Below are 25,380 nucleotides of genomic sequence, written 5' to 3'. Positions count from 1 at the left end.
GAGCGGCTTTTATTTTTTAAGGTTTAAGTGAATTTACTTTAATGAGTTCACTATGAAATCTAATATCGGATTGCCACTTTCCTGGTAATTAAGTTCAAACAGAGGCTCAGGTTTGTTGATCATGCCTCGTTCCACCAACTCATTGGTGACAGCAAAGTCCAGCAGACCGGTTTTGCCGACTAAAAGGTTATCTATCGAACCTAGTTTGGCAAGCCCCATAACATCGCGAAAACCCTTTAGATACAAATAATCTTTAGTAAATCCGCCGCCCCGGTAAACCCGGGTTGTCAGGGTAAATGCCTTGTCTTTTTCAAGGTCATAATCATTTAACAGGGCATGATAGGTTTTAACAAAATCGCCGTGTTCTAACATGTATTTCACCGCGATTACCCGCAAGGCGATGGTCTGAAGTCTATCTATCGTCAAACTTCCTGAGCAATATTCGCTGTATAGTGCAAGACCTTCCTGAGCATAGGTATTGCCCGGCAACCCAAGACCAAACACCCTGAGTGGTTGTTGCTTAGCATTGATAGTCGTCAGCATATGAATACCAAGCTCATGATACGCAAACGCATGGATTTCCTGTTTGGAAAACATTGCATCCTTATTAATCAATAACTGGGCTTTTTCATTGTTAACCATAGCTTTTGCCACAATCTTGGATGACTTTTCAATGCGGCATTTTAGTCCCCAGTCAGAGGCTTGCTGACGGAAATATTCAATCGCCCGATCGGCCGTTAATGGCTGGGCATCAGCTGCATCTTCAGGGTTTAAGTGCAGTAAAAATCTGGCATTAGCAATATCTGCCTGACTTGGCTCACCATAGTATTTTAACGAGTTGTAAACAAAATCCTCAGTACCTATGGAGGTCAATAAATCGATTTTGTTCGCCAGATTATCAATGACATGGCGATAAAGCTGGCCAATGCTGGCATCCGAAACATCATCAACAGGCAATTTATATAGCTGTTCTCTGAAGTCATAGGGATTGATATCCAGTTGCTTGTATTTAAACGCCGGCGCCAGGTAACTGTTACGCTTTAAAAACTTATTGCGCTCAGCTACTAAATTAACCGGGTTAATAAAGTTTAGGGTCTCAACGTGACGGGCAAGAGTGAAGAGTTGCTTGTCAAGATTAATCACTTCTTTGCCAATGCTCGATGATAAAACGTCGGCTTTTCGTACCCGCTTTTTCTTGCCATAGCGACGCATAAAATACGCCGCGGTTTCAGATATCGCGTCCTTAAAGCCGGCTTTAAGCTCTTCTAAAACCAGGGGATAGACATCACCGCTGGTTTCATCCATAAAGACTTTTTTTACCTCGGTTGGTAATACTAAGGTGTTGTCAAAATGCGAATTTACATGGGTTATCAGATACCCTCTGCCATGAAACACTTCATCGGTTGCAGCCCTGACTTCCAGATTCGGCAATTCAATTTGATTGAGCTGCTTTTCAAAATGGCCTACTACTTTGCCCCAGCGTTCGACATCAATTTGTCCCGAGCCGATATTGAAGGTTGGCGTGTCTTTCTCAATTCGCCTGTAATTGTATGAATGGATATCAAATACAATCGCATTGTTAAATTCGATTTCAATCGCTTCAATAATGGTCTCAAGCACATTGTAAAACGACTGGTGCTTTTGATGGCTGATATGGCGCTGTTTTGGGCTGAGCGGCTTTTGCCACACCTGTTTATTCCATGCCGTTTTAAAATACGTCGACAGGGTTTTGGCGCGGTTTAGATCATACTCAAAGCGCGAGTCGTTGCCGATCAGTTGGATCGGAAACGACGAAATTAGCTCATCGGTGAAAGGGTCTTCTTCAAAGAAGCGCTCTTGCCTGGTTAGCAAAAACGTTTTTTGCAGCTCGCTGCGCAAGCGATGACCATTATGGATGGCCGCACAGATAATCGGCGCATATTCGTCAATCTTTACGGTAAAGGCGCCATCGGCAACACTGGCATGAAAACATTCACGCTTTTTGATGCGGCGGATGCATTCTTTTTCAGACAGCGTTAGCATCTTCAATTACCTGGCGAAACTCATTCTTACGGCTCATTACCAGCTCTTTGGCATGAACCACACTTTCAACAAAATCAATGACCTGTGACTGTAACTTAACGCGATTAAGTTTATTGATGCGGACTATGCCGCCAGGGCTTAACACATTAACTTCAATGAGTTTGCCGCCAATCACATCAATCCCTGTGAAATACAAACCATCCCGGACTAATTTAGGACCGATATATTTACACAGTTTTTTCTCTTGAGCGGTGAGCTTATGTTTCACGACTGAACCGCCGGCATGCACGTTTGCGCGCACATCATCCGATGCTGGAATTCGCTTCATCGCGCCAATGGGCTCGCCATTTAGCATCAAAATTCGTACATCACCTTCCTGAGCACCTTCAACATAATCCTGCAAAATAACGTAGTTACTGCCTTTACCATGTTCGTCACCGCCAATGTAAAAATCCAGCAATGAGCGGAAACTTTGTTTGGCGCTTTTCTCAAGAACAATTACGCCACGGCCACCAAAACCATCGAGGGGTTTTAAGATCATGCGGTTACTGTCTGATTCCTGAAAAATGCGTTCCAGGTAATCGCGGTTTTTCGACACGTGAGTGGCCGGAATAAATTCACTGGCAGTGTCCTGAAACGATGCGGTATAAATTTTATTGTTAGCAATACGCAAGCCGTCGAGATCATTCATGATAAAGGTGTCACCACGGACGGAATCGAGAAAGTTTAATGCCAGCGTATCCAGCGGCGGGTTGGCGCGCATAATAATGGCATCAAAGCCGGCTAATGGCAGCTGTACCCGTTTAAAAGAAGCATTTTTATAAAAGCTGGGGATGTTGTCCGAGCATTTGTTGTTCTTCGTGAATACATCGCAAAAACCACTGGCAACACTGTCTCTGATGGTTAAATTATTAACCGTAGACAAGGCCACGGTGTGGCCTCGTTTTACGCATTCATGAATTAAGCGTAGGGTTGAATCTGTTTCTGGGTCCACGCGGTCCCAAGGGTACATAATGAAGCAAATTTTCATTGTCGTATTCTTCAATTTGGTTAACTAAGAACTGTCGTCGGACAGTGATAAAATTTGTGCGGAGCATATATAAAATAGCTTAAATATACCCTTTAAAAATTTTTATCGATACGAAAAAAAATGCTTATTAAAACCGGCAGTTAAAAAACGGCCTAGGCAAACTCCTCTGAGTAACCTGAATAAGACTTTCCATTACTGCGGGAAAAGCTGTGATGGACGCGGCTTTTTTGCACTGCATCTAGATATTTTTTCCATAAGCGAACCGGATAAAGCGTGCTTTCATCACTGGTTTGCATATCATGGACAAAACGAAGCTCTTCATCATTTTCAGGAAGCAGGGCGCCAGTGCATAAATCCTGAAAGGTTTTGCCGTATTCCAGTAATTCCTGGGACTCGCGGCGATTAAAATAACCGCTTCTTGACAGACCGTAGCTGAATGATTGTTCACCGTAAAATGGTGATTTTCCCTTGCGAATTGTCGTAAACATGTGATTCTCCTGAACAAACATGAATAACAAGTTGTAACTCAATAGAGCTCGAGGGCATCGATCCTCTATTGAATAGAACAAGCAACGATAGAGTTAAAGGTAATTAGCACATGAGACTAATTGAGTTGAATGTAGGAAAATATTTTGTAAAAGAAAATCAAAAAATATTTGTCGTGAAGACAATATTTATTTACTTTTGTGTTAATTAGAATTTTGTGGCGAACAACATGGATATCAGAGTTTATAAAACTTTTCTGGCGGTGGCCGAATACAAGCACTTCGGACGCGCTGCAGAAACGCTTTATATTACCCAGGCGGCAGTAAGCGCGAGGATAAAACAGCTAGAGGAATTTTATGGTACCCAGCTATTAATTCGCGATAAGAATAATCTCAGATTAACCTCTGCGGGCGAAGCGCTGCTTGCTCACGCCCACTTACTTGTCAGTCAAATGGAGCAATCAAAGTTAAGTGTTTCCATCGCTAATCAGCAAAAAATTTCTTTTAATATTGCCGCCACCCCAAATGTCTGGGATGCCTTTTTCAGTTCTCGTATTCATGATGCGCTGCAATTATTTGAGCAGTTGGTGCTGGGTACTGAAATTTCAGTAAGAGAGGCGATACAGCGTAAATTGGACGAGAGGATGTTGGATGTTGGTTTGTTAACCGACCCGATTAAAGATGACGATTTTGCTAATGAATTAATTGGTCACTTTGATCTTTCCCTGGTGGGCAATCGCCCTGACTTTAACGCTAAAGTCGACGATTACATTCTCATCGATTGGGGCATCACCTTTCACAAAGAACATGCATTACATCACAAAGTGGTTCCTAACTTTAAAACCTCAACCGCAATGATTGCTTTAGAGGTTATTCTTTCAAAAGGTGGATTTGCCTATCTGCCGCATTCACTGGTTGAGGGGCTGATCGCAGAAAACGCCCTGTATCTCATTGAATCGCCATTGCAAATTAAGCGTCCTATTTATATGGTATATCGGAAAAACAGTAGTAACGAACTCCTCGTTAATGAATTTCGCAAGCTATTCCTCAATATGCAATAACCGAATCGCTATCCTGATTAACGTGTTTTGAACCGTGTCCCTGTAACAAAATTATTTATCTTAACCATAGAAATTTTTCGTTGGTGAATTGCGTTTTAACTTTCTATGCTTGCAGCGTTTTTTAGGAGAAGACAATGAAAAAAATTTACTTTCTAATCGCCATGTTTACCTCTGTTTGTTTCGCTAATGAAGCAGAGCAGGAACAAAGTATAGATACCGAATTTGTTAAAGAAGTTTATGAGTATTGCATCAGTATGCAGTCGATTGATTATCTGGATAAAGACCTGCTGTTAGAATGCATTAACTTAGAGCTTAAATATTACGAACATGTCCAGTTTGCGAAAATTGAGGACATTGAAAAAATCGCACGGGTTGAAGTAGCGGAAGAGTAATAACGATTAAAGTTCTTCACCCAGTTCGCTGGCAATTGAGTTGTTAACGGTAAATAAGCTTAAATGACGACTTAATAATTACGAACATATTACGCCATTATTGTTGTTTTACTCGCGGGCGCGTCTAACCGATATACCGGTTACACGTGTTCGCGTTTTTATTTTTCAGGGATTTTCAGATGGAATTCAAATTGGTTATCAGCGCTCTCATCGTGCTTGGTTTCTGGTTACTTAAAGTGTTAATCTCAAGAGGCTTTAAGTCTAAATCTAGCCGTACAGGGACGGATAATAGGCATGCGCTAAATACCATTAAAAATATCATTAACCTTGGCATGGTTATTGGTATCTTTATTCTTTGGAGCGTCGAACTGCAAAAGTTCGCGTTTTCAATCGCTGCATTTATAGTGGCGATTGTACTCGCGACGAAAGAAATTATTCAGTGTTTCATTGGTTTTATTTACATCCAGAGCACGTCGCCATTTCGAATTGGTGACTGGGTTAAGATTGGTGACTTTACCGGTGAAGTTTCTCAAACCGATTGGGCTAAAGTGAGTTTGCTTGAAGTTAATCCTGAAACTTATGCATATACGGGTAAAAGTGTTCTTATTCCGAATAATCAGTTTATGGTTTTACCTTTGAAAAACTTAAATTTTATGCCTCGATATGTTAACCATACATTTAATGTGGTGCGTGAATGCAGTGAGTTGAACCCTTTTCAGCTGAAAGCCAACTTACTGCAACGAGCGAAAGATTACTGTAAAAATTTCAACGAGGTAGCTGAACGTTACAATGCGCTGATAGAAAACCGGCTTGACGTAAAAATTTCAGGTCCTGAGCCAACTATCAATATTTCCACTACAGACTTAGGGAAAATTAAAGTCAGTTTTAGTGTGTTTTGTCCCACCCAGGAAGCATTTAATATTGAACAAAAGCTGACGGAAGATTTACTGCAATTGTGGTTAGAAAAACAAAACGAAATAAAACAAATTACCTAGAAGGGCGGAGATATGAATGATAATAAAGTCGTAAATATTGATGTTAATAAATTAATTCAATCTCTGGACGAACCTGATTTTACCCTTCCAGAAGAATTTTTATCATTCAATTCCTATCAATGGGCATCTGTATTTGAAAGTCTGTTGAATTCGCAGCGCCTGGCGCTGTGGAAATTTGTACCGGTAGATTTGAAAAGTAGTTTGCTGTCAGAGATGCGTGAAGACGCGCGGGGTCACTTCCTTTCCGAATTACCGCAAACCAAAATTGAAGAGGCAGTTGTAACTGGCAGCAATACAGAAGTTGTTGAAATATTTGACGCTCTGCCAGAAAAAACGGTTGTCAGGTTAATTAAAAAATTGGAGCCTGGCTCACAAAGTCAGGTAGAAACGTCACTGAGCTACTCGAATGAGCAGGCTGGACGCTACGCAAATCAGGAAGTCTACACTGTGGTCTCCGATGCTTTGGTTAAGGATGTTCTGCAGGAGTTGAAATTAGCTGAGCACGCCCAGGACAGTCACTCCTATGTGGTCGTTGATTCAGGTGGTACCTATCTCGGTGAGGTGTATATCAATGAATTGCTGGCATCGTTAAAAACAAAGACCATCGCCGAACTTGTTCACGTACCAGACGCCATTATCACTGGTAAACAGACATTGTTAGAGGCTTCAAACCTGGTTCGTGGAAGTCAGAAGTCCACCTTACCGGTCGTCGATGAACACGGACGTTTTATCGGCACTTTCTCGATTCAGGATGCTCTCGATGTTTTCCAGGAATACTACGAAGGACAGATGGCTCACTTGGGGCAGGTCAGTGATGAAGACTTGTACGCGCCCATTTTACTCAGTGCCAGGCGCCGCGCAATTTGGCTTGGTATCAACTTGTTAACGGCATTTTTGGCATCTGCGGTTATCGGTTTGTTCGATAAAGTGTTGATTGAAGTGGTGGCATTAGCAGTGTTAATGCCAATCGTTGCCAGCATGGGCGGTATTACCGGAAGCCAGACGTTAACGCTTTCCATCAGAGGTCTGGCTACAGGTCAGCTAAATAGTTCTAATTTCAATTACTTGCGCCGCAAAGAAGTTATTGTCGCGGCTGTTAACGGCGTCGTTTGGGCTTTAGTTGTAGGCGCAATTGCCTATGTATGGTTTGAAGATGAGATAGTCGCGCTGATATTAGCTGCGGCGTTAATCATCAATATGCTGGTAGCATCTATATCTGGCATATTGATCCCTAAGCTATTGGATCGCTTAGGTATTGATCCGGCTCTTGCGGGTTCCGTTATTTTAACAACTATCACCGATGTCGTTGGCTTTATGATATTTCTGGGCGGCGCCACGATTATCTTCTTGACTTAGTTAGTCGCGAGGAAATTTTCCACCAAAATAAACGGCTCACATTCTCAGGTGTATGTGGGCCATTTATGTATTTGTAAGCTCATCGGTTTTAATGACTAATTTGTGGCAGCTGAGTTATTCATCTTTCTGACTTATCCAAAACAGGGTAATTGCACAAGATACAAAGAACTGAAATGCGCCATTCATAGAATTGGTTCCGGCGGCGGTTTGCCACATCTGGAAAAATGCCGAACCAATTACTCCAAACAGGCCGAACCAGACGAAAACGCCAATACCCGCGCCAATTTGAGCCCATTTTTTCGCATCATTGAATGTGTCCTGATTGCGGGCCTTAAACATATGCCAGGTTCCTTTTAACAGTAGAAATGCGGCTGCGAGTTCAAGCGCGATTATGATGACTAAAGCGAACCATGCGAGAATTGGACTCGCGGATTTGAAAAATAGAGTTTCAGGATAGATTTGGTGATCCTGGCCGCTTAGCACGTAAATCAGGGTACTGTGCGCGGCATTGATATTGGCAATATTCTGAAGTACATAAAACAGTGCCATAAAGCCGCAGATGCAGGCAAACATGATTTTTAACAGACGAATATGCTGTTGCATGACAAACCTCCCAGAGAAATTTAACGAGCTGCAATCATTAGAAATGGTAAAGCAATCTTTTCACCACTATATAATCCTAATTTTTTCAATGGGTTAAGCGAGGTGGGTGAGGGGCGTTAATAAATGTTTCAGAAATTTTGACGCATTCACCGGGGCAAAAAACTAGCAAAATTCCGGCAAAGCTGAGCTTGGACGAGGTGATATTCAACGAATCGTCTAATCTTTCAATCAGACGGCTACGTATAAATCGATAACGCGTTGACGACAAGATTGAACCATGCGAAATACCCTTTACTGCTTCACCCTGGATTTGCGAATAGCGGACAACCATCTGTTGCAAGCAGCTATCGATCAAAGCAAAGCCATTAGTTTTGTTTATGTCGTTGACCCATCCTGGTTTAAACCAAGCAATTACCATCATCAACCAGTCGGGGAATTGCGGCGACAGTTTATTTGGCAGTCGCTACAGGATTTGCAACAAGAATTATCCTCACAGGGTTTTGACTTAACCATATTATATGGGGAAACCGTAGGGGTTCTGTCGACGTTATTGCGAACCGGTCACTTTGATTCGCTGGCCATGGCTGAAACCGCCGGCGTTTATGAAAGCCAGCAACGTCAGGCATTATTGCAACTCCACCCTGACGTGCAGCTATTAAGTGACTGGTCACACACCTTGTATACCCCATCTCAGCTGCGATCAGCGAAGTGTCATCCGGAGCAACAACAAGGCTGGAAAAGTTTCAGTTATTTTCGCAGAAAAGTTGAGAAGGCAAACCTTAAGCCTTTTGCTCTGCAATCAAGCCACTTCATTGGTGTGCAGCCAATACGGCTTGAACACATTATTAGCCAGGATAAAGAACTGAAGACAGCGACACTTGAGCATCTGCAGATTGGGAGTCTCGCCGCAAGGGCTGCAAGCGCTGCCGGGAGCGACTTATATGGACATTACGCGTATCAACTTCTAGGTGGCGAACGTGCAGCGCATGATCATCTACAGGATTATTTTTTAAGTGGCGCTGCATCGACTTATAAACAAACCCGAAACGCCCTTGATGGGCGTTACACCGCCACCGGCTTCAGTCCTTACCTGGCAATAGGTAACCTTTCGCCACGACAGGTTTATTGGTCTCTCAAACAATTCGAGCAACACCATGGTGGCAATGAATCCACCTACTGGATTTATTTTGAATTGTTATGGCGGGAGTATTTTCAATGGCTGGCGCTAGCCGCAAAGCATCGTTTGTTTCGCTTTCGTGGTCTGGTAGATTCCGGCCCGTTAACCAGCTTTTTTCCGGAACGGTTTGAAAAATGGTGTCAGGGTAATACGCCTTATCCTATTGTTAATGCCTGTATGCATCAGTTAAATGCGACCGGCTTTATGTCAAACAGAGGTCGACAGTTGGTTGCCAGCTGTCTGGTGAATGAGTTGGGCGTTGACTGGCGATATGGCGCCGCATATTTTCAACAGCAACTCATCGATTATGACGTCGCCAGTAACTGGGGTAATTGGCAGTACATTGCCGGGGTAGGCGTCGACCCTCGAGGTGGCCGCCATTTTAATCTCAACAAACAAACCCAGATGTTTGATCCAGACGGCGATTTTATTCGTCGCTGGCAGGGGCAGGGCGATGGCGCTGCTCTGGATTCCGTCGATGCCGTAGACTGGCCGGTAGTTTAAGGTAGTGCTGATGACTAGAGCAATTAAGCAATCTGGGCGACACAAGCCAGTTAAGCTTTTGAAGCCAGCTAAGCCTCAAAAGGCATTTAAGATTTGCGTAGTCTGCGAAAGACCGTTTACCTGGCGGAAAAAGTGGCAAAGGGACTGGGCCAATGTGAAGTATTGTTCAAAACGGTGCGCTGGGATGCGCAAGCGCACTTCGGGTACAGATGTCAGTTTATATGAGCAGGGTAACAATAGATGAAATCAGGCTATCAACAATTGCGGTTGATCCTTGGTGATCAGCTCAATGCCAATCATTCCTGGTATCAAAACAAGGATGATGACACTCTCTATGTGATTGCAGAGTTGCATCAGGAAACCGGATATGTTCGTCATCACATTCAAAAGGTTTGTGCGTTTTTTGCCTCGATGCAGCAATTTGCCAATGCCTTGTCCCAGTCTGGTCATCAGGTGTTGCATTTAACCCTGGACGATACCGCTGAATACGGCGATTTGCCTCAGTTACTATCTCATCTTATTGAGAAATTTCAGGTCCAAGTTTTTCAATATCAACTTGCTGATGAGTATCGGCTACGTAAGCAGCTTACAGAGTTTTGCGCGTCACTTTCTATCGCGACAAAGGCGTTTTCGACAGAGCATTTTATGGTGGATGATGCTCAGCTGTCACAGCATTTCGAGTCAGGTAAACGCCATCAGATGGAAGCCTTCTATCGTAAAATGCGTCGCCGGTTTAATATCCTGATGGAAGGGGATAAGCCAGAGGGCGGGGAATGGAATTACGATAAATACAATCGGCAAAAACTAAAACCCGACGATTTAAAACAGGTTCCCGAGCCTTGTATGTTTGCCAATGATGTTAGCGACATTGTTGAGCGAATTGAACGGCATGATGTCGAGACCATTGGCGTTGCCCAGCAGCACCTGTTTTGGCCGGTTAATCGTCAACAGTCGTTAGAGTTACTGGAGCATTTCTGCCGTTATTGCCTGCCAAATTTTGGCACCTTTCAGGATGCGATGACCGATAAGCTCGACCCTTTTGGTGAGGACAAACAATGGAGTTTGTTTCATTCCCGCCTGTCCTTTTCTCTGAATAGTAAAATGTTGTCTCCGCAATTGGTGGTTGAGCGAGTAATCGAGTATTACCGGCAGCATCAGCAGCAAATCGATCTGGCTCAGGTGGAAGGATTTGTCAGGCAAATCATTGGTTGGCGCGAATTTATTCGTGGTATCTACTGGGCTAATATGCCCGAATACGCGACCCTCAATGCGTTAAATGCTGAGCGTTCATTGCCTTCTTGGTTCTGGAGCGCGGACACTAAAATGCAATGCTTACATCATGCGGTTAATCAGTCATTGCAATTTGCTTATGCGCATCATATTCAACGGTTAATGATCACCGGAAATTTCTGTTTAATTGCCGGCATTGACCCATGGCAGGTTGATGAATGGTATCTGGGTATTTACGTAGATGCTATCGAATGGGTGGAACTGCCCAATACCCGTGGTATGAGCCAGTTTGCCGATGGTGGTATCGTTGGCTCAAAAGCTTATGCTGCCAGTGGTAATTACGTCAATAAAATGAGCGATTACTGTGCGGATTGTCATTATCAGGTAAACGAAATTGATACCGATAATGCCTGTCCTTTAAATGCATTGTACTGGCATTTTATGAGCAGCAATATCGATAAATTTTCCGCCAATCCCCGAACTCGCATGGTCTATGCCAACTGGCAAAAGAAATCTACTGAGCAACAGCAGGCTATATTGAGCCGGGCCGAGGATATTCTTGAGGATCTGAATAACCTGTAGGCGTGTTGCTGTCTGAATATGCGAGGTTTACGATGCAATAAGTCGTTTGCCTCGAGATATTGTTGACCTTACAGCGAGTGATTTTTCATCCATTAACACCAGATCTGCATCCAGTCCTTCGCTTATGCGACCTTTTTGATTGAGTTTGAGGATATTCGCTGGTGATAAGGTAATACTCGTTAACGCATCCTCAAGGCGCACCTTATGCTCTTTCACGGCCGATACAAAGGCTTGATGCAGACTGGTTACCCGGCCCATTTGCAGCTCGATTAAATTGCCCTGTTGATCAAATAATGGCAATGATGCGTTGCCATCACTGCTCATGGTGATGTTGGCGATATCTACACCCGCATCCAGCGCTCTTGCAAGCGCTTGTGGCGCATCAATTTCACCGGAAGCGAGGATTTGTTCATTGGTGCTGGTGGTAAAATCGATGTAGCCGCCTTTTAGCGCTAGATTAATGCCCGCCTTGAACAAGGCTTCACTACGGTTAATATGGGTCGGGTAAAACTGCTGAATAGGAATATTGGTTTGCTCACTTACCTGGTGTAACAGCGCCAATTCATCATCGCCGTCACCAACATGAATGCTGACGATGCCGGCTTTTCCTGACAACATGCCACCAACTCTGGCTTCAGAGGCGAGGCGCGCCATATCGTTAACGCTTGGTTGTGAACCTCGGTGGTCGGCTATGGCAACTTCACCGACACCGATAATTTCCTCAATCATCATGATGTCTTTATCAACGCTTCCGGTTATAGTTTTCGCCGGAAAATGATAAGAGCCGGTATAGCAATAAGCATTGATACCGCGCTGATTCAGTTCTTTGGTTTTGCCAATCAGGGCTTCCAGCGTCTGGGTTACAGAATCCGTTCCTAAAGCGCCGACCACTGTGGTAACACCACCGGTAATAGTATCAGCCACATCCAGCTCCGCAGTCCGAGTGGTATAGCCGCCTTCGCCGCCGCCGCCGGTAACATGTACCAGGCTATCGACAAATCCTGGGGCTAGTATCTGATCTTTGCCGTCAATAACGTCAACACCATCTAATTGAAACTCGCCGAGATCTTTGGCTATCTTCAGAATCTTATCGCCACCAATCAGGACATCACATTTTCCCAGGTGGTTTGGCGCATAAACATCAGCCTGTTTAATCAGTATCATTGGTTTTCCTTGAAAATTGGCAACCGGCTTAACGTGTCCCGTTGCCCATCCATTTATGAAAAATTAATTTGCACGGCAACGACGATAAAGGTCATCGCGATTGCCATTAATAGTAGTAAAAATCGATAAATAAACTTCGCCCAGACCAGCCAGTCTACCTTCGCCACACCTAAGCAGCCGATCAACGACGCTGACGTTGGAATGATAAGGTTGGTCAGGCCGTCGCCCAACTGAAATGCCAGTACCGCTGTCTGACGGCTCACCCCGACCAAATCACTTAATGGTGCCATCAGCGGCATGGTGAGTGCAGCTTGTCCGGAACCGGAGGCGATAAAGAAATTAAATACCGACTGAAATACGAACATCAGTAACGCCGAAAAGGTTTCCGATAGTTGCCCTATGCCTTCTGACGCATAAAATAAAATGGTATTGAGTACCGATGCCTGGTCGGCCTGATCGCCACCAAGGATGATGACAATCCCTTTTGCCATGCCAACGATCATTGCTGCGGGCAACAGGTCTTTGGCACCTTGTTGGAATGCATCCGCTACATCATTTACCGCCAGGCGCTTACCGACAACGGCGATAAGGCCAACGACAACCCCGAGGGTGAAAAACTGACTGGCCAGTTCTGGAATGTAGTAACCTCTGGCAATAACACCGTATATTACCCAAACAATACCGGCACAAAATGCGGTAAGAATTAGGGCGTCAACGTTATCAAATTTAGATTGCGAATCAGCATGTTCAACCGGTGCTGAGTAATCTTTATCAATGGCATAATTGGCGCCAAGTTCCGGAGTCTGTTTTATCTTTCTCGCGTAACGAACGGTAAATATGGTACCCGCAAGCGTGAACACAAACCACATAATCATCCGATATTCCATACCTGACAATAGAGGAACCTCAGCGATACCCTGGGCAATAGCCACACTAAACGGGTTCATCCAGGAGGCGGCAAATCCGATTTGCGTGGCAATATAGGTAACCAGAACTGTGGTTATCGAGTCATATCCCAGGGCGAACATTAATGGCAGCAGGACAATACAAAACGCGATTGCTTCTTCGCCCATACCGAATACCGCACCGCCAAGGGAGAACAGTACAAAAAGAATAGGAAGGAACGCCTGTTCAAAATTCTTGGTTTTCGCGACCAGAGAAATCACCCCATTGTTGATGGCACCGGTTTGCATGACGATACCAAAGGCACCACCGGTAAGTATGATAAACATCATTACACCGATGGCCGATCCCCATTTGGAACCGGAAACCATGCCTTCGAAGGCAAAATTCAGAAAGCCAACTTCACCGCCTTCGGCGAATAGTGGTACGCCCTGATAGTCCTCTACCACCCGATAGCTGTCAGCGACAAGCTGGGTCTTCCCGGTAACCTCATTTACCTCAGTCGTAAACTGACCGGCAGGAATCAAGTGCGTGGCAATAGCTGCCAGTAACACCACAAAAAATAAGATGATGAAAGCGTCGGGCATACGACTTTTGGCCGCGACGGTATTACTCACAGTCATGCTTGTTACTCTTGGTGAAATTCGATGATGGTGGATAGTATGAACTATCCACCGAATTGGTTGTGGATAGTATGCACTATCCAAATGATCAGGTGTTATTCAAAAAAGTAGGTGAATGACACACGATAGGTTGCCCCAAGGGCATTGTGGTTAATAGAGTCAAATCCTCGGCGTGAACCGTAAGCCACTGGTGGCTCTTCATCGAACAGATTGTTGATGCTCAGATTCAGGTTCATATTGTCAAAGTCATAACCAATGTTGGCTCTGACCGTAGTCCAGGAGTCGACATCGCGTTGACCGTCAGCATCTAATTCGCCAAGGTCTTCCAACTCATCGATATTACGGCCGCGCAGACCATCGATATCATCCATGTAACTGCCGGTGTAGTTAACCGTTAGGCTACCGTATAAGCTATCCATTTCGAAGTATACCTGCGCTGAAGCGATATCTTCAGGATAACGCCAGGTGCCAGCTAACTCTTCAATTTCATCGGAGCCCGGCTTGTTGCGATCAAACTCAAGATAGTGGGTCCAATCGACACTCAGGCCCACAGTTACACTGTCAAAATCAAACTTTTGGTCATAGGCGAAATCAACACCTTTTACCGTTTGCGTGCCAGTATTTTCCAATTGGATAATGTGATCACGGTATAGAGGTAATTCGAAGAAACGTGGATCGTCGAAAGCAATCCAGGCGTCAAGGATTTCGCCAAGGTTAGCGCCATTTTCTTCGATGGTTAAACCTGAACCATCGGTTACCAGACATAAGTCCGGATCGTATGAAATCCCCGTTTGTCCTTCAGGCACCAAACCACAGTGACGAAGTGAAGCGTCGGTGATGGCCGCGTCTAATACCGCCGTCATATCGGTATCAATCAGGTCGTCATGGTCAAACTGCCAGTAATCCAGCATTATCGTGGCAGATGTAGTCGGGCTATAGGCGATACCAAAGCTAACAGACTCTGATTCTTCCGCTCTAAGTCCGGCATTACCAAGCTCAAGAACGTTTTCGGTACGCTCATCGCCAAACCCTTCACAGTATAAATCGGCAACCGCCTGATTAGCGCCACAGTCAAAGGTTGCGGTGGTTGTGCGTAACTTAACACCCGCCTGAGTTAAAGAAGGAGCACGGAATGATGTGGACCATGAACCGCGGAAGATTAGTTCATCAATCGGGCTATAGCTAAACGCTACTTTTGGGTTAAAGGTGCTACCAAAATCATTGTAATCGTCGTAACGACCCGCCAATTGAATTTCGAAATCGTCAGTTACCGGAATATAAAATTCAGCAAAGGCACCCCACTGAGTTCTATCTGCTGCTGATAAGCTCGAACCAAAACCGAATACGTCTACCAGATAGCCATTTTCAAGACGTGCGCGAGAATTAAGAGATGGTGTATCGGTTATTTCCTCACGGCGGATTTCAGCACCAAATGCAGCGCTAATCATCTGATCGTTAAACTCAAAAAGCTCACCGCTGATGCGACCATCCCAGGAATACACGGTACTTTCACCGTCACGGGTTGGTACTTCCTGTGCCATCGCCAGTAGCGCGTCATTGTTGGCATTACCTTCGAGGAATGGGTTATACATGCCAAGTAGGCTGCTTCCGCCACAACTTAATGTATCCGCATCAAAGTTATAATCGGCAATATTACCATCAGCACATAGCTCACCAGCGAGCAATGCGTGGTACTTGTAGCGATTGTAGATACCAGCTACCGCTTCCTGCTCTGATTCTGATTTCGAAAGGGTTACTGCCGTTTCCCATTGCCAATTTCCCCAGTCACCTTGTAGACCAGTTACCAAACGAAGGGCATCGGTTTCAATTTCTACGGTTCTAGGGTCGCTAAAACGTGCATCAAATTGAAAGCCCCAAAGTTCGCGACCAGCAATAGTATCGAATGGGTCGATATATAACTGATCTAATAAATCATTAGCGATATCGTCAGGGAAGGCATTTAGCGCCGTTTCGTCAACAAAAGGTCCTTCGCTATCGTCAACCTGATTAATCGGCGCAGGACTGGAAACTGCCACGGATTTTGTTCGGGAGTAGAAGAACTCCGTGTTCCAGTCCACATCGCCTAATGGTTTAGTAAAGGTAAAACCTGCTGATGCAGACTCTAACTCACTCTGTAGCTGATCATCTTCGTTGTGATAATACGCACAAATTTCTTCGCCAAACTCAGTCGTTACAAACTCGGTTTTACAATTTGGGTTGCCAATTTCATTACCTGAACGGGCGGAAAAATAATAAATGTTTGGCGTGTCTTTTGGTAAGTATGAGTAGTTACTTTCCAGCACCGGATCGCGGGTGTAATCGCGGTCTACGGCGTTAAATGCGTTGCGGTCAAAATAATCGGCAAAAACGGTAAGGTTAGCATCACCGATGTTGGTACCGAGTACGAAATTAATGTTGTAGCGACCTTCGTCACTGTCGTCAAAACTATTACCATAATTAAGGTTTAGCTCTGCGCCCTGATAATCTTTTTTAAGGATGTAGTTGATAACACCGGCTACCGCGTCGGCACCGTAGATAGCAGATGCGCCGCTCGCTAATATTTCAACACGCTCGATTGCCGCTAGTGGAATTGAGTTGATGTCGACAAAGTTTTGCGTTCCTGCAGCGAATGAACTGGCGGCCACTCGACGACCATTGATAAGGGTTAAGGTTGAGCTTGGACCTAAACCGCGCAATGATGCAGCCGCCTGGCCAGCTGGCGTTGAGGTAGATAACGCACCACTTTCTGCAGTGGTGAAAGAGCCAGTACCGCCTCGGGTCTGGTTAACCTGCAACATTAATTCGGAAAGCGATGAAGCGCCAGAGCGTTCAATGTCTTCGGTTGAAATTACTGTTACAGGCTGCATGCCTTCCATGTCAACGCCACGGATTTGCGAACCCGTGACACTAATTCGCTCGATTTCTTCCTCAGCCTGCTCTTGTGCCAGGCCATAAGACGAAAACGTCATGCCCGCGATCAGGATCGCCAGGGGAGTTTTACTAAACTTAGTCATTGTAGATCACCTTGTAATGCCCAGACTACCGGCGCAACTATGCACAGAGGCAAAACGCAGACGTAGGGCGATTTATTGTTTTTGTTAAAAAATTACGGGGTGAGGAACGGTTGCTGCACGCGCAGGGCTGCGCCCTCAAAATAGATTGGGGAGTAAGGGGTTACTCGTCAAACCACTCCGAAAGGTAGTAGTTTTGATAAGAATATGTTGTAAGCGAGAAAGCTTTTTTGTACATATTAAAAATAGAATCGAGCTAGCGCTCTGTCCTGTTTATCATTTTGGTGCTTATGGCGGTAAGCACGTTTTTAAATTCACTATTTACAGAAGTACCTCGACTGAAAATTTTTGTCAACACCTGTTAATGAGGATTTTTACAACCTTTTTCAGTAATCAATAACGAATTGGATGGTTCAAGTAATGTTTTTAAATTTTGTGAAATTGCCGCTTATTTTGTCGATCATGATGCTATCGTTAGTAAAATCGCATGCATCTGATGAGCGTTTGTATCTGGTTGGTGGTGGGATCAAAACCTGTGCTTCAATGTCCCCTCAGCATTGTGCTGACCAGGCTGAAATTAATTCATCTATCAAGGCGGCAGGTAAACCCGTTAAAACCTCGTCTTTTTATCAGCTTACTCCAAAAAATATTCAATTATTTGCCAGTCACTGGCCAGTCGATGAATTATCTCAATTGAGAAAACCCACGCTTAAATTGTTAAACAAGGCTGTACAGGCTAAAGGAAAATGGCTCACAAGAAGAGATTTACTCAGAGCACTGACGAAAAAAGATAACAAAAATATTATTAGTCAGTTACCAGACCGGCAGTATTTTATGATGCTTGATGCTCTCGAGGTACCAATGATTAAAGAGGGAAATCGAGTTAGCGAAACTGTATTTCTTGAGCAGACAAGAAGCCCATTTTCGAAAGAAATTTATCGAACTTTTGTGGGGTATGCCGAGCAGAAACGCCTTGCTAAAAAAGCAAGCAATGCAGAAGTAAATGCACAGCAAAATGCATTGCCGCAACCACAAATTTTGGTGGTCACAGCGTCTGCAAGAGATACGTTTGAAGCGGTGGACTTTTATCTTCAGGCGTTTACACAAGTGGGAGCCAAGGTCGAATGGTTACCCATAGATGCGGCGGTCAATAAAGCCTGGCAAGCGGGCGACAACTTATTAGAAAACTGTGGAGATATCGAAAGCTACCGAGCCGATATCCATGGCGCCATTAAACGCGTTGAGGTATATCCTGATTTAGCCAAACAACAACGCCAAGCCTGTGAAAATCCGGATTTAATGGTGCAAAAAATCAATAATGCCGATGGTATTTTCTTTAATGGCGGCGATCAATCTTTTACGGTTACCAGTTTTAAACGAAAAGATAACAGCGACAACCAAGTGCTCAAAGCGATTCGCAGACAATTAGAAGCCAATCGACTCGTGGTTGGCGGCACTAGCGCTGGTACCGCAGTGATGGCCGGCAATGCCAAGGCGCCATATCAAATACCTATGATTACCAACGGACGCAGTGAAGTGTCGATGTTTCGCCCGGCTCAGGCGGATGTTTTACCTGATGCAGGTTGTCAGAAAACCGAAAGCTGTGAAGGCTTATTAAATGATGATTTAACCTATCGCAGCCAAGGAGGTATTGGCCTTTTTCCATTTGGGATAACCGACACCCATTTTTCCGAACGCGGCCGCGAGGGACGTTTGGTGAATTTGTTAAAACAAACACCTGCCAGGTTTGCATTCGGTGTTGATGAAGCGACGGCGTTAGTGGTTGGATGGCAAGAAATTGATAAACCGCTATTTCGCATTGTCGGTCAGGGAGGCGTGTTTATCGTTCAGCAAAGCCCTCAACAAAGCGCTCAACATAACCCTCAACTAGGCCCTGAACAGGTATACACTCACTACTTAACCCGTGATGATGTGTTTACTTTAGAACAACAACAGCTGAGTGTTCGCTTTGCTGACTGGAAAAACCACGTAGAAGCGGTACAAACAGATGCCACGTTTAAGGTACCTGCGGGGAATATCTTCAAACAAGATCAATTCCAGCAAACATTAGATAGATTTTGTCGCTCGGGTAACAATGAATTGTTACTTAAAGCGGTTTGGGAAAATAACAGCAGAGACTTTCAGTTAACGTCGTCAAAGGGGAGTCAATTCCTGTCGGGACAATATAATCATCATTCGTTGAGTAAAGATTATTGTTCGTATACTCGTTTGCTTTTGCGTGACAACGCCGCATATTAACGCACAGTGAAGCAAGATTTGCAGCGATTGCTTCAGGTCTTGCTCGAATCTCAATCCGTGCTTTAGGCAATTTCCGTTAACCGCCTAATACTGTTAACAATAAATGACTCTGGGAACAGATACTTTAGCCGCCATTGCTTTTCCGAGGGCAACTGAACTGCTAAGATGATGCACAATCACACCCGTTAAAGAGAATCCTATATGTCATTAATCAATGCCGAAAACCAGGGCATCCCATTACACATAATTAACCAAAAAAATTATCCAACCTGGTTACAGGCTCAGCCTGAAAATGTGGCGCAGTGGCTATCAGCGACCGCATACGAAGGCAAAGGGTTAAGCCTTATTCCAGCGACGGATGGCAGCATCCAAGGCGTGGTATTTGCCACCGAAAACTGCGGTGAGTTTTTCGCCTGTGGCGACTTAGCAAAGCAATTACCGGCGGGGCAATACCTATTGCACGCTGAACCAGATAATAAGGTGGCTATCGCTTTTGCGTTTCTTGTCGGAGCTTATCGCTTTGAACGCTATAAATCTTCTGGCAAATCCTTACCTGTACTAGCAGTGGCTGACGAAAACGTTGTTGCAACGGCAACAAAACTCGCTACTGCTACGGCTTTAGTCAGGGATCTTATCAATACTCCAGCAGGGGACATGATGCCGCAGCATTTGTCGGAAACCAGTGCCCAACTTGCTGCTGAATTTGCTGGTGAGTTTACTGAAATTGTTGGTGATGATTTGCTTGCGGAAAACTATCCGACTATCCACGCAGTGGGTCGTGCCAGTCAGCATGCGCCAAGATTACTGGACATTCGCTGGGGTGACAAAAATGCTCCGAAATTGACCCTGGTAGGAAAAGGCGTTTGTTTTGATAGTGGCGGTCTTGATGTCAAACCCGCTGCTGGTATGCGCTTGATGAAAAAGGATATGGGCGGCGCTGCGCATGTGCTTGGTCTGGCAAGAATGATCATGGCCTTTAACTTAAACGTCAATTTGCGGGTTCTGATCCCAGCGGTAGAAAATGCCATTGCCGGTAATGCCTTCCGTCCAGGTGATGTTATAACGACTCGTAATGGCTTAACTGTGGAAATTGATAATACCGATGCTGAGGGGCGCCTTGTGTTATGTGATGCACTGGATGTAGCGCTTGATGATGAGCCTGAACTGATTATCGACTTTGCTACCTTAACCGGAGCGATGCGAGTTGCATTGGGTACCGAGCTTCCGGGCTTTTTTGCAACCAAAGATGCAACCGCGCAAGGTATTACCGAAGCGGGTTTGAACAATCAGGATCCGGTATGGAGAATGCCTTTGCATCAACCGTATATGAGCATGTTACATAGCGATATTGCTGATATCAGCAACTGCGCAGCAGGACCGTTTGGTGGTGCGATTACCGCCGCTTTGTATTTGCAGAAATTCCTGCCGGCCGACGTTGATTGGTGTCATTTTGATGTAATGGCTTACAACATTCGTCCATTGCCGGGTCGTCCGAAAGGTGGTGAGGCTTTTGGTATTCGGGCGGTGTTTGATTATTTACAAGCGCGTTTTAGCTAGTCCGCGCTTTAATAGGTGTCAGTGCAGGACCATTGAGTCCTGCATGGTGACAGTGAAGAACTGAAGTTCTCCACGGTGTCAACGGTGTCAACGAAGGGCCTTAGTCGTCACCCTATCGCGATGTCTTTTTCGCGATTGTCGCCTCATGTCACCCTGACAATATTTGTTTTTTAAATTTTGGCTGTCACCTGGAATAAAATTTTCAGCGCAATTTTTATTCCGCTCAGATTATTGATTGTCAGCTTATCGCGATGTCTTTTTCGCGATCGCCACCCAGGATAAAATCCTATCTGCTAGTCTTTTCTAAAACACATCACGCGGAGATACGCGATGAGTAAAATAATCTTGTTAACGGGGGCTACGGATGGCATTGGATTGCTGACGGCAGAAAAACTGGCATCAGCAGGACACCACTTATTGCTGCATGGGCGCAATGAAGCCAAACTGGCAAAGGTGGTCAATGAGCTCAAGGGCAAGTACCCGGACACTGACATTGAAGTATATGTCGCGGATTTATCGAGTTTTCGCGATATCGCTGAATTTGCTGATAATGTTGCGGAGCATCATTCCCACCTGGATGTGATTATCAATAACGCCGGGATATTTAAAGCTACGGAAACCCTCACCGCAGATAACCTCGATGTCAGGTTCGTCGTCAATACTCTGGCACCCTATGCATTGACTCAAATGTTGCTTAGCAAAATGGACAGTCATGGGCGCGTAGTGAATTTGTCATCTGCGGCACAAGCATCGGTAAATCTTGATGCATTAAAAGGCAATATCACTTTGGATGACAATGGTGCTTACGCCCAGAGCAAGCTCGCCCTTACCATGTTTTCGAAACACCTGGCCGATACATTAGGGGACCAGGCTCCTGCCATCATTGCCGTTAATCCCGCCTCGTTTTTAGGCAGTAAAATGGTGAAAGAAGCCTATGGTGTTGCTGGCGGCGATTTGTCTATTGGTGCTGATATTCTCTTTCGGGCGGCCTTATCTGCAGAGTTTAGTGATGCTTCCGGGAAATATTTTGATAACGACAGCGGTCGATTTGCTAAACCCCATAGCGACGCACAAAACCCGGATAAAAACGCCGCCTTGGTCGCCACTATGGATGAAATTCTGTCACGATTTGTCTAGACCCGAATAGGAAATACAATGAGTAAATTCACCATTCACACCCTGGAATCTGCCCCGGATAAGAGTAAGCCTTTATTAGAAAATTCGCACAAGGCTTATCATATGATCCCTAACCTGCACGGGGTGATGGCCGAAGCATCGAGCCTTTTAGCTGGCTACCAGCAACTGGGAACCTTATTTGAGCAAACCTCCTTCAATGCCCAAGAGCTTACTGTGGTCTGGCAAACCGTCAATGTTGAACATGAATGCCATTACTGTGTGCCTGCCCATACGGGTATTGCCCACTCAATGAAAGTTGATCCAGCCTTAACCGAAGCCTTACGCAATCGCCAGCCGATGCCGAATGATAAATTGCAGGCCTTGCAGGATACGGTATTGATTCTGGTGAGAAACCGGGGACATATCAGTGACGATGAAGTTAAGCGTTTTTATGATGCCGGATATGCTCAGCAACAGCTGCTCGAAATCATTCTTGGTATCGCCATGAAAGTGATGAGTAACTACACCAACCATGTTGCCGACACTCCGGTTGATAAGCCATTTCAACAGTTTGCCTGGGATCCAAAAAGCTAAGTCCTGAAGCTACATATTTCTCCTGAAATTACTGCCGGTTTGCCGTAAACTGGCGGTTTTATTTTATCTAAGTTTCAGAGTTCTCGTGCTTAAAGAATACGGATTAGGGCAAGCAGGCGCACAATTTCAGGTGTACATAGCCAATAAACCTGACTACCAGGAATTACCCGAGTTAGATCATACTCAGGCTCTGCATGATGGCGATATTGCCGCCATAGGCCTGGCTTGTGGTAATGGCTGGCGTAAAGTGTTTAATGTTTATGCCAAGCTAGTTTATGCGCTGGCGGGAATCAACAACACCGTTAACTGCTTTGCTAACGTCACCAGCGATTACTCAAGTTGGCAGGCTTATCGAGATCAGCAACTACTACAAGCAAAAAGCCAAACGTCGTTATTATTTTCAAAGCCGGTGTTTTCAAAACCGGACTTTGAGCAATTCCCAGACTCAAGCATACGTATTGTTATGGGGCGAACCTACGCGAAAACATTGGCGATACCAAATCTGGTATGGCTGAATGAAGAATTCGCGATTAGTGAACGCCAAAACCTGATTGTTTGTCCCTATTTCGATTATCGGCAGTTATCGAATATTAAGATTATTTATCTGTGTGAATTGATCAGCAATCTAAAGCAATAATAGACGGCAGACGGCAGACGGCAGACGGCAGACGGCAAGAACCATACTACATAGAGATGTATTTCATCTCGACTCCACCATCGAAGTGATGTTTACTTCGACTCCACCTTCAAAATATATTTTGACTCCAACAGCGAAGCTTCCCTCTTAAGGCAAAAAACACCCTGGGGCTGTTTTTAAACCTAGTTGTCAAACAAATGCCTCGTTCTATTCGCTATCGCCACCAATGACAGCATCACGGGAACTTCTACCAGCACACCAACCACGGTTGCTAATGCGGCGCCAGAATGTAATCCAAACAGAGAAATGGCAACAGCAACGGCTAATTCAAAGAAATTTGATGTACCTATCATGCAGGCGGGCGCAGCAATATTATGAGGTAGTTTCATCGCTTTGGCAGCGCCATAACTGATAAAAAAAATGCCATAGGTTTGGATTAATAGGGGAATCGCAATAAGCACAATGATCTGTGGTTTTTCGGTGATCACTTCCGCCTGAAAGCCAAATAGCAGAACCACGGTGCCTAGCAGTCCCGTCATCGACCAGGGTTTAATTTTTTCGAGAAAGTGTTCCAGCTCGTGCTTATTTTTTTTCGCCTCGAGTTTTTTCCGGGTCCAGATGCCGGCAACCAGGGGAATTAATACGTATAACACCACGCTCAGTAACAGAGTCTCCCATGGTACCTGGATATCGCTTACACCAAGCAGAAACCCTGCTATCGGCGCAAATGCAAACACCATGATGACATCGTTAACCGATACTTGTACCAGAGTGTAATTGGCATCTCCTTTGGTTAGTTGGCTCCAGACAAAAACCATCGCCGTGCAGGGCGCAACGCCAAGCAGTATCATCCCGGCAATGTATTCGTTGGCTGATTGCGGGTCGACTAAATCGGCGAAAATTACCCGGAAAAATAGCCAGCCTAATGCGGCCATCGTAAAAGGTTTAATAAGCCAATTTACGACCAGAGTCAGAATCAAGCCCTTAGGTTTCTTGCCTACATCTTTGATAGATGAAAAATCGATTTGCACCATCATCGGGTAAATCATTACCCATATCAAAATGGCAACGACAAAATTGACATTAGCGAATTCGAAAGAGGCTAGAGTTTCAAAGATGCCAGGGAATAGATTTCCAAGAACCACACCGGCGACTATACATATCCCAACCCAAAGTGATAAATAACGCTCAAATACGCCCATCGCTAATAATTCTCTATTGTTTAGGCAAATAATTAGCATAGATTATAGAGGCTTAGGTCGGGAGATAGCTACTGGTGTCGGGCATACGTGGAAAAAGTTCTGTAAGCTTGTGAAGCAAACTAATGGAAATTATAAAAGAAGTTTCCAGGGTAAAGACCCCACAACCTCACTTATGTAGGGATTGTGGGAGCCGGATTTTTCACTTGGAGGAATGAGTACCTAGTTGATTGAATCAGCGATTGTAACTAGTGCCGTTTCATATGCCCTGACCTGGGTTTCGAGCTCACGGACATTGTTCTTGTCTATCTCAGGTAGTTGCGCTTCAATGGCCCGCAATTCTTTTTCTTTTTTACGAATCACCGCTTCTGATTGTTTGGTGACTTTCTCAAGTTTTTGCTGCAGTGTTTCCAGCTCACTAAAACCTGCCTGTTTAATTTCAACGTCAACCATGACAGTTTCGATTTTTCGCGCTTCTTTTTCGATTTCCTTAGCTTTTACTTCAAGTTGCTGAGCGATTTCTTCAAACCCTTCGGTGTCTTTTTTGAGTTTTTGTTCCGATATCTTCAGCTTATTCTGAATTGAGGTCAGCTGATTTTGCTGCTCTGCGGTTAAATCTCTCCAGGTAAAGGTCTTGCCGTTTACATGAAAAATTGTCTGTTCGTTACTATCGTCATTGCCTGGATTGACAACCTGAATATGGTTTTTGCCAGTAATTGCTGATGTTACCTTAGATTCTGCAGAAACAGACGTTGCTGCGACTAAACTAAAGCTAATAGACGCGGACGCCAACACTGACAGCAAAATTTTATTTGATACCAACATGATATTTTCCTTGGTTTGTTGATTTACGTTATTTTTAAAGTCGAGCGAGTAAGCA

The 25,380-nt window shown here is 44.7% G+C and carries 21 protein-coding genes; 12 read left to right on the top strand and 9 right to left on the bottom strand.

Annotated features, from left to right (window positions below):
• Nucleotides 1-33: 33 nt before the first annotated feature.
• The 3 genes from FNC98_RS12710 to maoP all read right to left on the bottom strand — a co-directional run bounded on the left by FNC98_RS12710 (nt 34) and on the right by maoP (nt 3,540).
• Nucleotides 34-2,022, bottom strand: a complete 1,989-nt coding sequence (locus FNC98_RS12710) for a flavohemoglobin expression-modulating QEGLA motif protein (RefSeq protein WP_143581591.1) — start codon at nt 2,020-2,022, stop codon at nt 34-36.
• A complete protein-coding gene (gene gshB, locus FNC98_RS12705; RefSeq protein WP_143581590.1) occupies nt 2,006-3,052 on the bottom strand; it encodes a glutathione synthase in 1,047 nt (348 codons plus the stop codon). The genes FNC98_RS12710 and gshB overlap by 17 nt, the downstream gene beginning before the upstream one ends.
• 152 nt (nt 3,053-3,204) lie before the next feature.
• On the bottom strand, nt 3,205-3,540 hold the full coding sequence (gene maoP / locus FNC98_RS12700) for a DUF413 domain-containing protein (RefSeq protein WP_185967963.1): 336 nt from the start codon (nt 3,538-3,540) through the stop codon (nt 3,205-3,207).
• A gap of 227 nt (nt 3,541-3,767) precedes the next feature.
• On the opposite strand from maoP, the gene FNC98_RS12695 reads away from it, so the two are divergent.
• The 4 genes from FNC98_RS12695 to FNC98_RS12680 all read left to right on the top strand — a co-directional run bounded on the left by FNC98_RS12695 (nt 3,768) and on the right by FNC98_RS12680 (nt 7,341).
• Nucleotides 3,768-4,598, top strand: a complete 831-nt coding sequence (locus FNC98_RS12695) for a LysR family transcriptional regulator (RefSeq protein ID WP_143581588.1) — start codon at nt 3,768-3,770, stop codon at nt 4,596-4,598.
• A gap of 134 nt (nt 4,599-4,732) precedes the next feature.
• Nucleotides 4,733-4,990 carry a hypothetical protein gene (locus FNC98_RS12690; protein WP_143581587.1) on the top strand — a complete coding sequence of 86 codons (258 nt, stop codon included), beginning with the start codon at nt 4,733-4,735 and terminating at the stop codon, nt 4,988-4,990.
• A gap of 179 nt (nt 4,991-5,169) precedes the next feature.
• Complete coding sequence (locus tag FNC98_RS12685; protein WP_143581586.1) at nt 5,170-5,985, top strand: mechanosensitive ion channel family protein; 816 nt, start codon at nt 5,170-5,172, stop codon at nt 5,983-5,985.
• Nucleotides 5,986-5,997: 12 nt separating this feature from the next.
• On the top strand, nt 5,998-7,341 hold the full coding sequence (locus FNC98_RS12680; RefSeq protein ID WP_143581585.1) for a magnesium transporter: 1,344 nt from the start codon (nt 5,998-6,000) through the stop codon (nt 7,339-7,341).
• 114 nt (nt 7,342-7,455) lie between these two features.
• On the opposite strand, the gene FNC98_RS12675 is transcribed toward FNC98_RS12680, so the two are convergent.
• A complete protein-coding gene (locus FNC98_RS12675; protein WP_143581584.1) occupies nt 7,456-7,944 on the bottom strand; it encodes a DUF2165 family protein in 489 nt (162 codons plus the stop codon).
• A 277-nt stretch (nt 7,945-8,221) separates the two neighbouring features.
• Here FNC98_RS12675 and FNC98_RS12670 point away from each other — a divergent pair, with 277 nt between their 5' ends.
• The 3 genes from FNC98_RS12670 to FNC98_RS12660 are packed head-to-tail and all read left to right on the top strand — an operon-like array spanning nt 8,222 to nt 11,437.
• A complete protein-coding gene (locus tag FNC98_RS12670) occupies nt 8,222-9,625 on the top strand; it encodes a DASH family cryptochrome (RefSeq protein ID WP_143581583.1) in 1,404 nt (467 codons plus the stop codon).
• A gap of 58 nt (nt 9,626-9,683) precedes the next feature.
• On the top strand, nt 9,684-9,869 hold the full coding sequence (locus FNC98_RS12665; protein ID WP_409574584.1) for a DUF2256 domain-containing protein: 186 nt from the start codon (nt 9,684-9,686) through the stop codon (nt 9,867-9,869).
• The gene (locus FNC98_RS12660) at nt 9,866-11,437 is read left to right on the top strand and encodes a cryptochrome/photolyase family protein (RefSeq protein ID WP_143581581.1); all 1,572 of its coding nucleotides are present in this window, start codon (nt 9,866-9,868) and stop codon (nt 11,435-11,437) included. Before FNC98_RS12665 ends, FNC98_RS12660 begins: the two co-directional genes overlap by 4 nt.
• 27 nt (nt 11,438-11,464) lie before the next feature.
• Here the strand turns inward: FNC98_RS12660 and iadA are convergent, their stop codons facing one another.
• The 3 genes from iadA to FNC98_RS12645 form a co-directional block, all read right to left on the bottom strand.
• Nucleotides 11,465-12,601, bottom strand: coding sequence for a beta-aspartyl-peptidase (gene iadA, locus FNC98_RS12655; RefSeq protein WP_143581580.1), 1,137 nt, complete (start codon nt 12,599-12,601; stop codon nt 11,465-11,467).
• 53 nt (nt 12,602-12,654) lie between these two features.
• On the bottom strand, nt 12,655-14,127 hold the full coding sequence (gene yfcC, locus FNC98_RS12650; RefSeq protein ID WP_143581579.1) for a putative basic amino acid antiporter YfcC: 1,473 nt from the start codon (nt 14,125-14,127) through the stop codon (nt 12,655-12,657).
• A 95-nt stretch (nt 14,128-14,222) separates the two neighbouring features.
• Nucleotides 14,223-17,141 (bottom strand): TonB-dependent receptor domain-containing protein, encoded by a 2,919-nt coding sequence (locus FNC98_RS12645; RefSeq protein WP_143581578.1) that lies wholly within the window; start codon nt 17,139-17,141, stop codon nt 14,223-14,225.
• A gap of 417 nt (nt 17,142-17,558) precedes the next feature.
• Between FNC98_RS12645 and FNC98_RS12640 the strand changes: the two genes are divergently transcribed.
• The 5 genes from FNC98_RS12640 (at nt 17,559) to FNC98_RS12620 (ending at nt 23,301) form a co-directional block, all read left to right on the top strand.
• A complete protein-coding gene (locus FNC98_RS12640) occupies nt 17,559-19,397 on the top strand; it encodes a cyanophycinase (protein ID WP_185967962.1) in 1,839 nt (612 codons plus the stop codon).
• A 201-nt stretch (nt 19,398-19,598) separates the two neighbouring features.
• A complete protein-coding gene (locus tag FNC98_RS12635; RefSeq protein WP_143581576.1) occupies nt 19,599-20,954 on the top strand; it encodes a leucyl aminopeptidase family protein in 1,356 nt (451 codons plus the stop codon).
• Between the two features lie 330 nt (nt 20,955-21,284).
• Nucleotides 21,285-22,091: an SDR family NAD(P)-dependent oxidoreductase gene (locus tag FNC98_RS12630; RefSeq protein ID WP_143581575.1), complete on the top strand. Its 807-nt coding sequence runs from the start codon at nt 21,285-21,287 to the stop codon at nt 22,089-22,091.
• Between the two features lie 18 nt (nt 22,092-22,109).
• Nucleotides 22,110-22,664 carry a carboxymuconolactone decarboxylase family protein gene (locus FNC98_RS12625; RefSeq protein WP_143581574.1) on the top strand — a complete coding sequence of 185 codons (555 nt, stop codon included), beginning with the start codon at nt 22,110-22,112 and terminating at the stop codon, nt 22,662-22,664.
• An 85-nt stretch (nt 22,665-22,749) separates the two neighbouring features.
• A complete protein-coding gene (locus FNC98_RS12620; protein ID WP_143581573.1) occupies nt 22,750-23,301 on the top strand; it encodes a DUF6942 family protein in 552 nt (183 codons plus the stop codon).
• 182 nt (nt 23,302-23,483) lie between these two features.
• Here FNC98_RS12620 and arsB read toward each other — a convergent pair whose 3' ends face one another.
• Nucleotides 23,484-24,503 carry an ACR3 family arsenite efflux transporter gene (gene arsB, locus FNC98_RS12615; RefSeq protein ID WP_143581572.1) on the bottom strand — a complete coding sequence of 340 codons (1,020 nt, stop codon included), beginning with the start codon at nt 24,501-24,503 and terminating at the stop codon, nt 23,484-23,486.
• A 219-nt stretch (nt 24,504-24,722) separates the two neighbouring features.
• Nucleotides 24,723-25,325: a hypothetical protein gene (locus FNC98_RS12610; protein ID WP_143581571.1), complete on the bottom strand. Its 603-nt coding sequence runs from the start codon at nt 25,323-25,325 to the stop codon at nt 24,723-24,725.
• Between the last annotated feature and the right edge of the window lie 55 nt (nt 25,326-25,380).

The sequence above is a fragment of the Thalassotalea sp. PS06 genome, from assembly GCF_007197775.1.
Lineage (GTDB): Bacteria > Pseudomonadota > Gammaproteobacteria > Enterobacterales > Alteromonadaceae > Thalassotalea_A.
The sequence above is the reverse complement of the archived record's forward strand: the minus strand, read 5'-3'. Positions and strand labels throughout refer to the sequence as shown.